This is a genomic window from Kitasatospora sp. NPDC086009, assembly GCF_044540385.1.
GTDB lineage: Bacteria > Actinomycetota > Actinomycetes > Streptomycetales > Streptomycetaceae > Kitasatospora.
The window spans coordinates 212,574-227,945 of record NZ_JBITSA010000004.1 but is presented as its reverse complement, the minus strand read 5'-3'; the positions used below and the strand labels follow the sequence as shown (position 1 = coordinate 227,945).

Sequence of the window (15,372 nt, the reverse complement as noted above, 5' to 3'; positions counted from 1 at the left end):
CGCACCCTGATCCTCTACGGCCCGGCGACCCGCGAAAGCCCTCGAACACCGGACCACCCGTCCGAGGTGCCGATAGGCGGCCACCAGGAGCCGCCACCGTACAGACGAGCCCCCCACCACTGCCCTGCCGACGTGTCCGCCGCCCACCTGCTGGGCCCGCCCTCCCGGAGACCATGTGATCCGCAACCCCAGCCCCAGCCGCCCCGCAGCCGACGAACCGGGCGGCTTCGCCGTCCAGGGCCTCGCCAGTCGCCCCGGGCCGGGCCGGGACCGACCGGGCATGTGCGAGGACACCGGCGAGCCCCACCCGGACGCCCCGCCGACCGCCCCGGTGCGCGCCGTGCCGGCGGAGCGGGTATGAGCCCCCGGCCGCGGAGTTCCCGCCGGAACACCGCCCACGCCGCCCGGCACGCGGGCCGGCCCCTGGCCCTGCGCGGCACGCCGGGCCCGGCCCACCTCCAGGACCCCGCCGTGTCCGCCCTCGCCATCGGCACGCCGTGGCCACAGGCGGATCCCCGGGACGACCTGCGGCCGGGCCGGCCCGCGTCCGCCCGTCTGGCGAGCCTGATGCTCTCGGGCAAGGACCACTTCGCCGCGGACCGGGAGCTGCTCGACCTCCTGCTGTCCGAGGACGCGGGCTGCGTGGACCCGGTCCGGCGTGGCAGGGAGTTCCTCCACCACGCCGTCGGGCTCCTCGCCGAGCACGGCCTGGAGCAGTTCCTGGACCTGGGCTGCGGTCTGACGACCGGCGCGCCCGGCACCGCGCTCGCCCCGATCCACAGCTCGGTCCTGGCCGCGCAGCCGGGCGCTCGGGTCGTCTACCTGGACCACGACCCGGTCGTCATGGTGCACGCCCGGGCGCTGCTCGACGCCCCGGCACCGGCCCGGATCCGACACCTGCGGGCCGACCTCGCCGCGCCCGGCGCGGTGCTCGCGACTCTGCGGGAGCAGGCGGGCCTGGTCTGGGAACGCCCCGTGGCGGCCGTGCTCGGCGACGTCCTGCACGAGCTGAGCGACCCGCAGGCCCGGTCCCTGCTCGCTGCGTTGCACCAGGAACTGCCCGCCGGCAGCGTGCTCGTGCTCGGCCACCGCACCGCGGGCACCCACAACCCGGGCCGCGCCGCACGCGTGGCCGCCTGCTGGGCACGGGCCGACCTGCCGTGGCACCCCCGCACCCCGGCCGCCGTCATTGCCCTCCTGGGCGGCTGGGAGCGGCAGGCGCTCGGCGCCGAACCCACGGGGGGCGTGCCGTGCCGGGCGGGTACGCGGTGGTGGCGGTCGGCGGCACGGCGCGCCCCCGTCACGCACGACAGCGGGGCCAGGGCGGCCCTCGAGCCGTAGGCGGCGCGGCGGCGTCGGGCCGGGGGGAGGGGACCTCCGGTCCGGCCGGCATCGATCGCCTGACACGCCGTCGGCCGTGTCCGGGTGTCCGCAGTCCGGTCCGCGGGAGTACGCGGTGTGACCCCGTCGACGAAGCTAGGCCGGCGGGCGGGAACTGGCGATCACCGAGGCGCCGTCCGTGCTCGGGCTGCGCCGAACCCGTCGGCGAGGCGGCCTCGATGGACCTCGCTCTGGCCACCGGCCGGGGCCCGCGATTCTCCCGGGACGAACGGCCCGGTGCTCGGATCAGAGCAGCTCTGATCATTCGATCTTCAGGTTATAGTGCGCACGTCAAAATGTACGGGCGGGCCTCTGCGGGGCCTGCCCTGACGCCGGATCACCTCCGCCGTCCCGAAGCAGGAACCGATACGACGTTGCCCAGAACGCGAGTTGCCGTCCCGGTCACGGCGCGGAGAGTCGAACTCACCCGCCCGGACACGGTGCACGGATCCGCGTTCCGCCGCCTCCGCCGCCCACTCGCGGGCGGGGCTCCTCGGTTCCTCGCCGCGGCCCGCGGCCCCGGCCGCCGGAGACCCCGCCGCCGCTCGGCCCTCGTCTGAGAGCGAAGTCGGCCGCTCACCCCTTACGTCACCGTCACCCGGCGCTCCTCGTGCGCCCGCGCTCTCCGAGAGGTCCGCCCCGTCATGGTCGACCCCCGCTTCAGCATCCTGTCCGAGGACCTCGCCGCCGAGCACGCCCCCGTCTCCACCGCGGACGGTACGCACACCACGGACCACCGCCGGCACGAGGAAAGAGGAGCCGCCATGGCAACCGTCGGAGAGCGGCTGAGCAGCGCCCGGGTCCGGGCCTTCATCGGCCGCGACGAGGAGCTCGCCCACTTCGCGCGCGCCCTGGCCGGGGACCCGCAGGCGCCGTTCGCGTTCTACCTGTCCGGTCCGGGCGGCATCGGCAAGTCGACGCTGCTGCGCCGCCTCACGGACCACGCCCGCGCGGCGGGACGGCCCCTGCTGGAGCTGGACGGCCGCTTCGTCAGCCGGGATCCGGCCGACTTCGAGCGCGTCGCCGCCTCCTTCCTGACCGTCCCCGGCACGGTGCTGTTCCTCGACTCGTTCGAGCACTGCCAGTGGCTGGAGAGCTGGCTGTGGCAGCGCTTCCTGCCCCGCGCCGCCGCCGACACCCTGGTGGTGCTGGCGGGCCGCCTCGCGCCCCAGCCGCAGTGGGCGGCCGATCCCGCCTGGGCCGGACTCCTCCACGTCAGTGAACTGGGGCAGTTCACCGAGGAACAGGCCCGGAGCCTGCTCACCACCGCCAGGTCCTGCCCGAACTGCGGGAGCGGGTGCTCCGTTTCGCCGGCGGCAACCCGCTGGCGCTCTCCCTGGCGGCCGCGTCCGGCATGGCGGACTGGACGAGGGAGGAGGTCTGGGCGCCCTCGGCGGATGTCCTGCGCACCCTGCTGTCGGGCCTGATCGGCGAGGTGCCGACGGCGGCCCACCGCCGCGCGCTGGAGCTGGCCGCCCAGGCCTACTCGACCTCCGAGGAGCTGCTCGCCGCCGTCCTGCCCGAGGAGGACGCCCACCCGCTCTTCACCTGGCTGCGCGACCTGCCGTTCATGGAGTCCACCCACCGCGGGCTCCACCCGCACGACGCCGCCCGCGAGACGTTGGCCACCGACCTCCGCTGGCGGGCCCCCAACGCCTTCGTGACGATGCGCCGGCGGCTGGCCGAGGAGTACCTGCGCATCCTGCGGGAGGCGCCGGAGGAGCGGGTCTGGACCGTCACCGACGAGCTGTTCTACCTCTTCCGCGAGGGGGAGATGGTCGCCCGTCTGCGCACCTTCTCCCGCGAGGACGAGGTGCACGACCGGCCCCTCCACCCGGACGACCTCGACACGGTGCTGCGGATGGCCGAGCAGACCGAGGGCCCGGCCTCGGCGGAGCTCGTCCGCTACTGGGCGCGGCGCCAGCCGCAGGCCTTCAGCGTCTACCGCCTGGTGAGCACGGGCCGCATCGTGGCCTTCACGGCCCGCCTCGCCCTGCCCGCCCCCGCCGACCCGGAGGACCTGGCCGCCGACCCGGTCGTGGCGGCCGCCTGGGAGTACGCCGAGGCCGCCGGGCCGGTCCGGCCCGGCGAGCACATCGGCGTCAGCCGCTTCTCGGTCTACCCCGAGCGGTACCAGGTGCCCTCGCGCGTCATCGACCTCAGCAGCTCCCGCGCCCAGGCGGAGTCCGCCCGCGCCCGCGGCCGCGCCTACGGCTTCGCCGTCTGGCGGGACGCCGAGACGTGGTCGGCGCGCGTCAAGGGCAGCCTCGCCGACACCGGCGCCCGGCCGCGGGTCGGCGAGCACACCTACGGCCTGTTCGCGGTCGACTGGCGCCAGGTGCCCGTCGAGACCTGGCTCCGCCACTTCATAGCGGCCACCGCCGTGCCGACCCGGGCCGGGCCGTCGGGCGTCTCGCGCGCCGCGTTCGACCAGGCCGTCCGCGATGCCCTGACGCACTGGCGCGACGCGGGCGCCTTCGCCGCCTGCGCGCTGCTCCGCACCCGCCTGGCGGCCGACTTCGGCGAGCCCGTCGAGGAGTTGCGCGCCCTGCTGCGCGGGAGCGTCGACGACCTCGCCCGCGATCCGCGCGGTGTCCGCGCCCGCGACGCCGTGACCGCGGGCTACTTCTCCGGTGCGCCCACCCAGGAGGCCGCCGCCCGCCGGCTCGGCCTCCCCTACGGCACCTACCGGCGCCACCTGCGGCAGGGGCTGGACCTGCTCAGTGAGGCGCTGTGGCGGCTGGAGCTGCACGGTCCCGGTCCCGAGTGAGGCGGCGCGAGCGCACGCGTGTGCCGGCCGCCCCCTCCCGGCACCGGCAGAAAGCGGCTGGTCACGGGCGCCGGACTGTGGTTCGATGCCGCGATGAGAATTGAGAGCGGGTCCGGCCCGGGGGTCCGGTGTCGTGACGACCGTGACCTCGGTGCGTGCGTGCGGGTCCTGGCGGAGGTCCATGCGCGGGACGGCTACCCGGTGAACTGGCCCGAGGCGCCGACGTCATGGCTCACGCCGCCCGTCCTCATCGGCTCGTGGGTGGCGGAGCTGGACGGCCGGATCGCCGGCCATGTCGTCCTGTCCCGCAGCGGCGCGGGCGACGCGGCGCCGGGGCTCTGGAGCGCTCGGGCGGGGGTGGGCGTCGACGGGACGGCGGTGGTCAGCCGGCTGTTCGTCGCCCCGTCCGCCCGTGGCCGCGGGATCGGCGCGCTGCTGATGGCGCGGGCGGCCGAGGAGGCCCGGGCCCGCGCTCTGCACCCGGTGCTCGACGTGGTGGCGTCCGACACCGCCGCGGCCGCGCTCTACGAACGCCTCGGCTGGCGGCTGCTGGCCACCGTCGAACAGCGCTGGAGCCCGGAGCAGCTGGTCGCCGTCCGCTGCTACGCCGCCCCGTAGCGCGCGGCGACGGCGGACGCTCCGCCCGGCCGCGAGGAGGCCCGGGCGAGCCCCGGGCTCACCGGCCGTAGGCCGTGTCGATGTGGGCGAGCACCGGGGCGGCGCCGTCCTCCGTGGCGATCCGCCGGGCGAGTTCGGCCGCGCGGCTCCGGTGGACCGGCTCGGTCGTACAGGCCGTGATCGCGGTCCCGAGGGCCTCGGCGCTCAGCTCCTCGAACGGCAGCACCAGCGGGGCGACGCCCAGCCGGTGCAGCCGGTCCGCCCAGAAGGGCTGGTCGGCCATGACGGGGACCGGTACGGCCGGTACCCCGGCGCGCAGCCCGGCCCCGGTGGTACCCGCTCCGGCGTGGTGGACGACGGCGGCCGTGCGGGGGAAGAGCCAGTCGTGCGGTACGTCGCCGATGGCGAGGACGTCGTCGCCACCGCCGCCGAGGTCGGCCCAGCCCGCCTGGACCACCGCGCGCACCCCCGCCCGCTTCACCGCCGCGGCCACCAGGTCACTGAGCCGTTCCCCGTGACCCGGGGCCATGCTGCCGAACCCGATGAACACCGGTGGCGGCCCGGCCTGGAGGAAGTCGACCAGCTCGGCCGGGGGCCGCCAGCCGTCCGGCCGGGCGGGCCACCAGTAGCCCGGGACCTCGACCCGGGTCGGCCAGTCCGCCGGGCGCGGCAGCACGGAGGGGCTGAAGCCGGCGAAGACCGGGCGGCGGTCGGTTTCCGACGGTGCCGGTGCCGCTTCGGGCAGCCCGAGGCGGGCCCGCAGCCGGGTGGCGGCGCCCGCGAAGAGCTGGTCCCGGCGGCGCACCACGTCGTGGCCCGCGGCCAGGTTGCCCTCCGGTCCCAGGCCCTCGGCGTCCGTCGCACCGGGCAGCGCGAACTCCCGGGTGGCGAACGCCGGTACGAGGTGGGTCTCGAGGACGGGCACGCCGAGCGCCTCCCCGGCCGTCTCGCTCAGCGGAGCCGGGGCGAAGGCGGTGAGCACCAGGTCGGTGCCGTCCGCCACGGCCCGCTCCACACCGTCGGCGAGCCCGTCCACGTACGCCCTCGTCAGTGCCCGGGCCTCCTCCCGCGACGCCGCCCGGGACCAGCCGCGGATCAGCTCCTCCGGGTCCCCCGGCAGCGGCCGGTACCCGAGGCCGCACCCGCCGACGAGTGCGGCGAAGGCCGGATGGGCCGCCACGGCGACCTCGTGTCCGGCGTCCAGCAGGCGTCGCCCCAGGCCGGTGAACGGTGCGACGTCGCCGCGCGACCCGGCGGTGATGATCAGAATCCGCATGCCGCGATTCTCCCCGACGGGCGCCGCCCCGTTCACCGTTCCCGGGAGCCCACCAGCCGCTCCGGGCGGGAGGCGGTACCGGCACCTCTCGTCGGCTGCCCCGGCCCGCGGGTTTCCCGGGGAGCGGCGAGCCGGGAGAATGCGGGCATGGTGATCACGGCGCGCGCCCTCAACCGCTCGACCCTCGCCCGGCAGTTGCTGCTGGCGCGGGAGCCGATCGACGCCGCCGACGCGGTGCGGCGGGTGGTCGCCCTCCAGGCGCAGGAGCCCGCCTCGCCCTACCTGGCACTGTGGAACCGGATCAGCGGATTCGACCCGGCCGGACTCGACAGCGCCGTGGCCGGGCTGCGGGTGGTGCGGTCGACGCTGATGCGGATCACGCTGCACCTGGTCCACAGCGAGGACTACCGGGCCTTCCGCGAGGCCGTGGAGCCGACCCTGCGCGCCTCCAGGCTCGGCGACGCGCGCTTCACGGCGTCCGGGCTGACCGCCGCCGACGCCGACGCCCTGCTTCCCGAGCTGCTGGACTTCGCCGACCGGCCGCGGACCGGCGCCGAGGCCCAGGCCTGGCTCGGCGAACGCCGCGGCACACCGGTCGAGCTCCCGGCGTGGCGGATGCTGCGGCAGTACGCGCCGCTGTGGCACGTGCCCGCCGGCGGGCCCTGGTCGTTCGCCTCCCGGCCGTCGTACGTCGCCGCCGCCACGCGGCCGGTGCTGACCGACCCGGACGCCGTCCTCGACAGCACGGGGCCGCTGATCCGCCGCTACCTGGAGGGCTTCGGCCCGGCCTCGGTGGCGGACATGGCGCAGTTCGCCATGATCCAACGGGCCCGCGCCAGAAAGGCCGTGCAGGCACTCCGCGACGAACTCGAAGAGCTGGAGGGCCCCGACGGCACGGTGCTGTTCGACCTCCCCGGCGCGCCCCGGCCGGACGAGGACACCCCGGCGCCGCCCAGGCTCCTGCCGATGTGGGACAGCACCCTGCTGGTCTACGCCGACCGCAGCCGGGTCCTCCCGGCCGCCTACCGCAAGCTGGTGATCCGGGTGAACGGGGACGTACTGCCGACCCTGCTGGTCGACGGCCACGTCGCCGGCGTCTGGCGGAGCGTCGACGCGGGGATCGAGGCCACCGCCTTCCACCCCCTCCCGGAGGAGGTCTGGGAGGCGCTGGCCGCGGAGGCCGGTGCGCTGTTCGCCTTCCTCGCCGACCGCGACCCGCGGGTCTACCGGCGCTACGACCACTGGTGGGTCAAGGGCCTGCCCGCCGCCGAGACGCGTCTGCTCACACCGGCCTGATGCCGTCTGATCCATCTATCGATAGTGAGCGCATGATCCGTCACCGAGGAGGCCGGAACCCTGCGCCCCCGCGACGCGCTCGCGGGGGCGGGGGCGGCGGGGATCCCGCACGGTTTCGACGTCGGCGGGGCGCGGAGGCGTGCCGTACATCCGACAGGCCACGGTGATGACGCGGGGGAACGACGCTGCTCGCCGAACCGGCGGGCCGGTACCGATCGGCCGTGCTTCCGAGGGTGCTCCAGAAGCTCCGACGGCCCGCGCGGCAGCGCCGCCCACGAACGACAAGCTACGGCCGCGTAGGCCTTGACACCTTTTGACCTCCCTGACACCTTCATGGTTAAAGCTGCTCACAAGGCGCTCGGTTCAATCATCTATAAGCAGGTTCGGCGCGCTCTTGCGTCATGTGCCTGATGCCGCCGCCCCACCGCGCGGCACCCGGCACGGCAGGAGATCCGGCGCTCCGCTCACCGGCGCACCGGGGGGGATGCCTCGGGGCCCGACACCAGCTGCCGAGCCCCCGAGTCACCGCCCCCGCCGACACCCACCACGCGCCTCCCCGACCGTCCACCCGGTGTTCGGTCCCGTGCCTTCTTGCCCGAGGAGTCAACATGCGCAGGTCGCACCGACGAGGCAGACGCCTCGTCGCACTCGCCACAGCCGTCGTCACCCTCCCGCTCACGGCCACGCTCTCCCAGGCCGCCGCCGCTCCTCCCGCCCCCAACCCCGCCCCCTACGCCCTGGTACCGCAGCCGGTCTCGCAGCAGGCAGTGGCGGGCGCCGGGTTCACCCTCACCCCGCGGACCCGCATCGCCGCCCTCTCCCGGGACTCGGCGGCGGTGGGCGTCGGCACCTACCTCGCCCAGTTGCTGGCCCCCGCCACGGGCTACACCCTCGCGGTGGTCAAGGACGACCGGGCGCCGAAGAACGCGATCGTGCTCGATCCCGACGGCCCCAAGAGCCTGGGGGACGAGGGCTACACCCTCACCTCCGACGAGCGCGGTGTCGTGGTCAGGGCGCACGGCGCCCAGGGCCTGTTCCGCGGCGTGCAGACGCTCCGGCAGCTGCTCCCCGCCGCCGTCGAGTCCCCCACCAGGCAGTCCCGTGCGTGGACGGTGTCGCCCGTGAAGATCTCCGACTCGCCCCGCTACGAGTACCGCGGCGTGATGCTGGACGTCGCCCGCCGCTTCTACCCCGTCGCCCAGGTCAAGCGCTACATCGACGAGGCGGCCGCGTACAAGATCAACACCCTCCACCTGCACCTGACGGACGACCAGGGGTGGCGCATCGCCATCGACGGCATGCCGAAGCTGACCTCGATCGGCGCCAGTACGCAGAGCGGCTTCACCGGCGGCAGCGACTGGTACTACTCGGCAGCGGACTACAAGGAGATCGTCTCCTACGCCACGTCCCGCTTCATGACCGTGGTGCCCGAGATCGACGGACCCGGCCACACGGAAGCCGCCCTCGCGTCGGTACCGGGCCTGAACTGCGATGACAAGGCGAAGACCCCCTACTCGGGCTTCGACGTCGGCATCAGCCTCTACTGTCTGGAGGACGCGGCCCACATCGGAAACACCAGACGCTTCCTGGCGAAGGTCATCAAGGAGGTCGCCAAGCTCACCCCCGGTCCCTACATCCACCTCGGCGGCGACGAGACCCCGGACGCGTCCCCGGAGGAGTACGCCGCCTACGTCAAGGCGGCCACCTCGGCCACCACCGGCCGCGACAAGACCGTGATGGGCTGGCACCAGCTCGGCCAGTCCAGCGTCCCCGCCAACAGCCTCCTGCAGTACTGGGGTGAGGACGAGGACCGGGAGAGCATCGGCACCACCGAGGAGACCAAGAGCATCCGCGAGGTCCGCCAGGGGGTCGCGCAGGGCGCCAAGTTCGTGATGTCCCCGTCTGACCACGCCTACCTGGACATGAAGTACGAGGTCGCCACCCCGTACGGCCTGAGCTGGTCCGGCTACGTGTCGGTGCAGCGCGCCTACGAGTGGGACCCGACAACCAGCACCGCCAAGCCCGACGGCACCGGCTCGGTCGTCCCGGCCGAGAGGATCGCCGGCGTCGAGGCCGCCCTCTGGGCCGACCGTGCCTACGAGGGCAGTAACGGCCTGCCGACCCCGGACACCCGCTGGCCCGCACCGCAGGACTACGCCGACTACATGAGCTTCCCCCGCCTCCCCGCGCTCGCGGAGGTCGGCTGGAGCCCCCGGTCCGCCCATGACTGGAACAGCTTCCGCCAGCGCCTGGCCCAGCAGGGCCCCCGCTGGACCGCCGCCGGGATCGGCTACTACGCCGCCCACGGCATCCCCTGGCCCGGCGTCGTGAAGACGGTGCCGGGCGCGCACAGCGTCGAGACCGGGGGCAAGGCGCTCGACAACCCCGGCGGCTCCACCACCGACGGCACCGCACCGGTGCTGTGGTCGCCGAACCGCGGCCCCAACCAGACCTGGACCTTCGCCCCCCAGCCCGACGGCTCCTACACCATGACCAACAAGTCGTCCGGCAAGTGCGCCGAGGCGACCGGCGCCGCCGGCGGCGCCGTCGTCCAGCGGACCTGCGACAACCAGACCGGTCAGCGCTGGAAGATCACCCCCGGCGACAACGACCAGTACACCATCGCCTCCGCCGCCACCGGCCTGCTCGTCACCGCCGCCTCGGCCGCCGACGGCGCCAAGGTGACCCAGCAACCCGACACCGGCTCCGCCCTGCAGCACTGGTCCATCGACTGACCGACCCCGCCCCGGACCACCGCCCGCCGCCGCCGCTCCCCACACCCCGACCGGAGCGGGGGCGGGCGGTGCCCGTTCCCTGACCGCCGCGCTCCCCGCAGCCGCGTCGGGCGCAATAGGGTCGGCGCATGCTCCTGTGGATCAACGGCCCCTTCGGCGGGGGCAAGACGCAGACCGCGCACGAGATCCGGCGGCGGCTGGCGGGCAGCGTCATCTGCGACCCCGAGCACGTGGGTTTCGGCCTGCACCGGATGATGCCGCCCTCGCTGCGCGGGGACTTCCAGGACCTTCCCGCCTGGCGGCAGGGAGTGTTCGAGGTGCTGGACCGTGCTCTGACCGAGCACGACGGCGTGGTGATCGCGCCGATGACGGTCGTGGAACCGGCGTACCTCCGCGAGACCGTCGGTCGGCTGCGGGAGCGCGGCCACGACGTTCGGCACTTCGCGTTGCTGGCGGAGCGCGCGACGGTGCTGCGACGGCTGCGCGAGCGCGGCTTCGGGCACGTCGTGCAGTTCGTCGCCGGGAAGGACACCGCTCCGCGCCGGGAGAGCTTCGCCCTGTCGAAACTCGACGTGTGCCTGGAGCGCCTGCGCCAGGACGAGTTCACCGAGCACCTGTGGACCGACCGCCTCACCGTCGCGCAGGTCGCCGAGCACATCGCCGCCGCCTCCGGACTGACGCTCGCCCCGAACACCGACAGCGCGCTCCGCGGACGCCTTCGGCGGATGTGGACGGGTGTGAAGCACATCCGGTTCGACTGAGCCGCCGCTACCTCCTCCCCCGGTTCCACGGCCCGCCGCCCGGACTGCCGCGGCGTCCGAAGCCCTGTGCGCTGCCGACGACCTGACGCCGCACCCGCACCCGCACCTGTTTCCGGCCCAGGCCCAGGCCGACGGAAAACGGCTTGCCTTCGAGCGGTGACCTCGATCAGGATCGGCCGCATGGACCTGTAACGGCTGCCACGTAGCGAGAACCACCCTGTCGCGCGATCGATCTCGGAGCCTGATGGCTCGGCCCCGAGGCGATCAGTCGCGCCCGCGTGTGCATCCGTCAGATCCAGGAGCCGCAGCACCGCCTGCGAGAGCTCCTGCCGAGTCCTGAAAGCAATCACCTCCATGCATACCGACCGCAAGGCCCTGTGGGCCGTGCGCCAGTCCGCCCTGCCCACCATCGTGCGCCCGTGCCCGGACTGCTACAGCACGCGTCACCGTCCCTCGGGCAAGATCCGCGTCAACGCGAACGGCAAGCTCCTCGACGTCTGGCTCCTCCTGAGTTGCGCGGGGTGCGACCGGACGTCCAAGGTGCCCGTCCACGAGCGCGTCCACGTCTCGTCGCTGGAGCCCGCCCGCCGGGTGGCGTACGAGACCAATGACCCCGCCGTGGTGCGGGAGTTGACGATCAGTGCGGCACTCGCCGCGAAGACCGGATACCGCCTCGACTGGACCGGCACCTGGGGCCTGGAGACCCGCACGCCCCTCTACGCGCTCGACGACCCGACCCCGCTCAGGGTGCTGGTCACCTTCGAGCTGCCCGCGCCGGTCCGCGTCGAGCGGCTCCTCGCGCTCGGGCTCGGGCTGAGCCGCGCGCGGATCCGGCGCATGCTCGGGGACGGGCGCATCCACCTGCCGCCGGCCCTGGGCGCCAAGGCGCACCGGGACTTCGAACTCACGATCCAGCGTCCCGGCTCCGTCGACGTGGCGAAGCCCGCGACGCTCCTCGGCACCGCTGCGCCGACCGGCGCGCGCACTGCTCCGCACCCTCTCGGGTCGCTCGACACGGCGCGGCAGCTGTCGCGGTCGGCGGGAGCGTAGGAGAGAAGCGGTGGGGCCTCCCTTCGAGTCGTCGGGAGGCCCCACCGCCGCGGCACCCGACCGGGCGCCGCCGTTGCCTCCCCGCAGCACCGCGGCCGGTCCCGTTCCGAGGCTGATGGTGCGGCGCGAGCTCGCGCCGCACCGTGCGGGGCGGGGCAGGTTCCCCGGTCCCCCGCGGCACCCCTGGGTCGCCCCGTCTCTGCGCCCCGTCGCGGTGCCCCGTCGCGGTGCCCCCGCAGGTTCTCCCGGACCAGTGGCCCGGGGCGGCCGTGCCCGGAGGCGTCGGCAGTCGTTGTCGAAACTGTCGACCCATTCCACACGAAGGCAGGCGGACACCGTGACCGACATCGACTGGGACCACCCCAAGGACCCCGCGCCGGGCACCTGGCAGCTGGACCACGTCAAGCAGTACGTGGGCTCGAACGGCGCCGAGGGGCAGCACTGGAAGGGCACCCAGACCCTCCTGCTGACCACCGTCGGCCGGGTCTCCGGGCAGGCCGTCCGCACTCCGCTCATCTACGGCGAGGACGGCGGCCGCTACCTCGTCGTCGCCTCCAAGGGCGGGGCCGACGACGCGCCCCTGTGGTACCGGAACCTGACGGCCGACCCCCGGGTCCGCGTCCAGGTCGGCCCGACGATCGTCCAGGGCACCGCGCGCACCGCCACCGCCGCGGAGCGGGCCGCCTTCTGGCCGGTCATGGTGGGCCACTGGCCCGCGTACGACGAGTACCAGGCCAAGACCGACCGCGAGATCCCGATCGTGGTCATCGACCCCGCCTGACCGGCGCGCATGGGCGCACCGCGGGCGGGCGGGTGGCCCCCGGTGCGCTCCACGCCCACCGCCGGCCGAACCGGGCGCGACGTCCGCACCGGCTCCGGGCGGCACCACCCTCACCCGGGTGGCCGCCGGTGGATCGGTACTGTGGCCGGACACCCCGTCGAGAGGCGCCCTCCCCATGGCCAAGAACGCCGCCGAACCACGTGCCGCGGCTCGCAAGCCCCTGCTGCAGCTGACCGGCGTCAGCCGCTCGTACGGCGAGCGGGAGGTGCTGCACCCCGTGAGCCTGTCGCTGGCCGCCGGAGAGTGCGTGGCACTGCTCGGCCACAACGGATCGGGCAAGTCGACCCTGCTCAGGGTCGCGGCCGGACGCGACGCCCCCAGCAAGGGCACCGTGGTCTTCGACGGCATCCCGATGGACGAGAACGACCCCCGGGTCCGGGCCCGGGTGGCGGTGGTCGGCGACACCGTCGCCTGCTACCCCGACCTGACCGTCCGCGAGCACCTGCTCCTGGTCGCGGTCGCGCACGGGGTCGCCGACGCGCCCGACTGGGTCTCCCAGGTACTGACCGACCGGATGCTCACGGCACGGGCCGACGCGCTGCCCTCGGCCCTCTCCTCCGGACAGATGCAGGCCCTGCTGCTGGCGTGCGCGCTGGTGCGCCCGCGCGACCTGCTGCTGCTGGACGAGCCCGAGCAGCGGCTCGACCCGGACGCCCGCCGACACCTCGCCGACCTGCTCAGGGCGGAGCTGGCCGACGGCGTCGCGGTGCTCCTGGTCACCCACCACACCGACCTCGCCCTGGACGTGGCCGACCGGGTGGTGGTGCTGGAGGACGGCAAGATCCTGAAGCAGGGCGCGACCCGCAAGGTCCTGGCAGCGGATCTCGCGGCCCGCACCGCCGCCGGCTCGGCGGGTGCCCGGTGACCACGACCCACCCGGAGGCCGACCGCGACCTCGCCGTCGAGGCCTGGACGGACGACGACGACTGGACCGACGAGACGCTCGCCCTGCTCCGCGCCCTGCGGGCCCCCCACCGGCGCAACCGTGCCAAGTCGGTCGGCTTCGCCGTCTACTGCGTGGTCCTCATCCTGATCATCTGGGGCGGCGTGCCCAGCCTCGGCCTGTTCCTCCAGGCCTCCATGGGCGCCGACTACACCGGCCACGGCGGCGATCTGCTCGCCGCCATGCCCGCCGGGATCACCGCGATCGGGCTGCTCACCTTCGTCCTGCTGGTCCGGGACGGCCTGTGGCGCGGCCCGGTGGTGCCGCCCCGGGCGGCGACCGACTGGCTGCTGATCCACCCCGTCCGGCCCCGTCCGGTGCTCCGACCGTGGTTCTGGCTGTCCTGCGCCGTGGCCGCCTTCCCCGGCCTGGTGGCGGCGGTCGGCGGCATGGTCGCGCTCGGGCTGACCGTTCGGGTCGGCCTGCCGGCCGCGCTCGGCTGGTGCCTCCTCGGGGGGCTCTGCGCACCGCTGCTGGCCACCTGCGCCGCGCTGGTCGTGGAGCGCAGCGACCGCGCCGCCCGCTGGGTGCGCCGGCTCACTCCGTACCTGACCGTGCTGATCATCGCGCTGGCCGGCCAGAGCGCGCTGGCCGTCGCCGGACACCCGGTGCACTGGCTGGAGCTGGTCGAACTGTGGTCGGGGCCGTGGGGCTGGGCCGCGATCGCCGCTCTGGCGCCGACGCCGGCCGCCGTGGCGGGCGGCTGGGTGGCCGCCGCACTGCTGTTGCTGTCGACCGTCGCCGCCCTGGCGCTCGCCGACCGGGCCGCCGCGACGGTGCCACTGGCCCGGCTGCGGGAGCGGGCCAGGACGGCCGCCGGGGTGCTGGCCGCGCTCCGCACGGTCGAGCTGCGCAGCGCACGACTGGCCGTGAACAGCGCCAACGGCAGCGACCGGCAGCGCAGGCTCCGGCTGCCGGCGCCCCGGCGGGCGTGGCAGGTCGTGCCGTGGCGGGACACCCTCGCCCTGCTGCGCTCGCCCGCCCGGCTGGGTCGCGCGGTGGTGCTGGCGGTGCCCGCGCTGCTCTGCGCCGTCCTTGCGCACGGCGCCACCGGTGGGCTGTCCTGGCTGACCACCGCCGCCGCCCTGGTGTTCGGCTACCTGGCCGTGGCACAGCTGCTGGAGCCGGCCCGGATCGAGACGGACGACGTCCGGCGGGCCTCCTGGTCGCCCTATCCGTTCGCCGCCCTGATGCTGCGCCACGCGATCGTCCCGACCGTGGCCGGGCTCCTGCTGGGGCTGGCCTGCGCCGTGGCGCTGCTGGCCGCGGGCAGCGGCCCGGCCGCCTGGCTCGCCCCGGCCGCCGCACCGGCACTGGTCGCCGCGGGGCTGGTGAACGCCTGCCGCGGGGTGCTGCGCAAGGACCTGATGCTGTCCCCGGCCCAGGGCGCGGGCGGCGGGACGGGCCCGCTGCTGTTCGCCGCCTGGTACGCGGCCGGGCCTGCCGTGGCGGTGGCGGTGCTGACGCCGATGTTCTCCACCGCCCTGCGCGGCGGGACGGCCGTCCCGGTCGGCAAGGCCGCCCTGATGGCGGTGGTGGTCGCCGTCCTGCTCCTGCGCTGGGCGCAGGCCAGGGCGACGAAGATGAGCAAGGCCCGCCCGGGGACGAGCGCTCCCTAGCCCCGTCCGTACGTCGCGGGTCGTCGCTCCGGACACGTCGGCGCACCACCACCCGGGCCGCTCGCCCTCACGACCACCGAGCC

The 15,372-nt window shown here is 75.0% G+C and carries 12 protein-coding genes; 11 read left to right on the top strand and 1 reads right to left on the bottom strand.

Annotation, left to right across the window (positions count from 1 at the left end):
- Positions 1 to 175 precede the first annotated feature (175 nt).
- The 4 genes from ACIF6L_RS12930 to ACIF6L_RS12915 all read left to right on the top strand — a co-directional run bounded on the left by ACIF6L_RS12930 (position 176) and on the right by ACIF6L_RS12915 (position 4,768).
- Entirely contained in the window at positions 176 to 361 is a 186-nt protein-coding gene (locus ACIF6L_RS12930) for a hypothetical protein (RefSeq protein WP_396489483.1), read from the top strand.
- Positions 358 to 1,341 (top strand): SAM-dependent methyltransferase, encoded by a 984-nt coding sequence (locus ACIF6L_RS12925; RefSeq protein WP_396489475.1) that lies wholly within the window; start codon positions 358 to 360, stop codon positions 1,339 to 1,341. The genes ACIF6L_RS12930 and ACIF6L_RS12925 overlap by 4 nt, the downstream gene beginning before the upstream one ends.
- 683 nt (positions 1,342 to 2,024) lie before the next feature.
- On the top strand, positions 2,025 to 2,807 hold the full coding sequence (locus ACIF6L_RS12920; protein ID WP_396489207.1) for an AAA family ATPase: 783 nt from the start codon (positions 2,025 to 2,027) through the stop codon (positions 2,805 to 2,807).
- A 1,436-nt stretch (positions 2,808 to 4,243) separates the two neighbouring features.
- A complete protein-coding gene (locus ACIF6L_RS12915; RefSeq protein WP_396489209.1) occupies positions 4,244 to 4,768 on the top strand; it encodes a GNAT family N-acetyltransferase in 525 nt (174 codons plus the stop codon).
- A 58-nt stretch (positions 4,769 to 4,826) separates the two neighbouring features.
- Here ACIF6L_RS12915 and ACIF6L_RS12910 read toward each other — a convergent pair whose 3' ends face one another.
- Positions 4,827 to 6,044, bottom strand: a complete 1,218-nt coding sequence (locus ACIF6L_RS12910) for a glycosyltransferase (protein WP_396489211.1) — start codon at positions 6,042 to 6,044, stop codon at positions 4,827 to 4,829.
- 147 nt (positions 6,045 to 6,191) lie between these two features.
- On the opposite strand from ACIF6L_RS12910, the gene ACIF6L_RS12905 reads away from it, so the two are divergent.
- The 7 genes from ACIF6L_RS12905 (at position 6,192) to ACIF6L_RS12875 (ending at position 15,289) form a co-directional block, all read left to right on the top strand.
- A complete protein-coding gene (locus ACIF6L_RS12905; protein ID WP_396489212.1) occupies positions 6,192 to 7,340 on the top strand; it encodes a winged helix DNA-binding domain-containing protein in 1,149 nt (382 codons plus the stop codon).
- Between the two features lie 608 nt (positions 7,341 to 7,948).
- Entirely contained in the window at positions 7,949 to 10,075 is a 2,127-nt protein-coding gene (locus ACIF6L_RS12900) for a family 20 glycosylhydrolase (RefSeq protein WP_396489214.1), read from the top strand.
- 128 nt (positions 10,076 to 10,203) lie between these two features.
- Positions 10,204 to 10,836 carry an AAA family ATPase gene (locus ACIF6L_RS12895; RefSeq protein ID WP_396489216.1) on the top strand — a complete coding sequence of 211 codons (633 nt, stop codon included), beginning with the start codon at positions 10,204 to 10,206 and terminating at the stop codon, positions 10,834 to 10,836.
- A gap of 354 nt (positions 10,837 to 11,190) precedes the next feature.
- Positions 11,191 to 11,886 (top strand): DUF1062 domain-containing protein, encoded by a 696-nt coding sequence (locus tag ACIF6L_RS12890; RefSeq protein ID WP_396489217.1) that lies wholly within the window; start codon positions 11,191 to 11,193, stop codon positions 11,884 to 11,886.
- Between the two features lie 337 nt (positions 11,887 to 12,223).
- Positions 12,224 to 12,667 (top strand): nitroreductase family deazaflavin-dependent oxidoreductase, encoded by a 444-nt coding sequence (locus ACIF6L_RS12885; RefSeq protein WP_352286738.1) that lies wholly within the window; start codon positions 12,224 to 12,226, stop codon positions 12,665 to 12,667.
- A 175-nt stretch (positions 12,668 to 12,842) separates the two neighbouring features.
- Positions 12,843 to 13,592 carry an ABC transporter ATP-binding protein gene (locus tag ACIF6L_RS12880; protein ID WP_329485388.1) on the top strand — a complete coding sequence of 250 codons (750 nt, stop codon included), beginning with the start codon at positions 12,843 to 12,845 and terminating at the stop codon, positions 13,590 to 13,592.
- The gene (locus ACIF6L_RS12875) at positions 13,589 to 15,289 is read left to right on the top strand and encodes a hypothetical protein (RefSeq protein WP_396489220.1); all 1,701 of its coding nucleotides are present in this window, start codon (positions 13,589 to 13,591) and stop codon (positions 15,287 to 15,289) included. The genes ACIF6L_RS12880 and ACIF6L_RS12875 overlap by 4 nt, the downstream gene beginning before the upstream one ends.
- Positions 15,290 to 15,372: the final 83 nt, after the last annotated feature.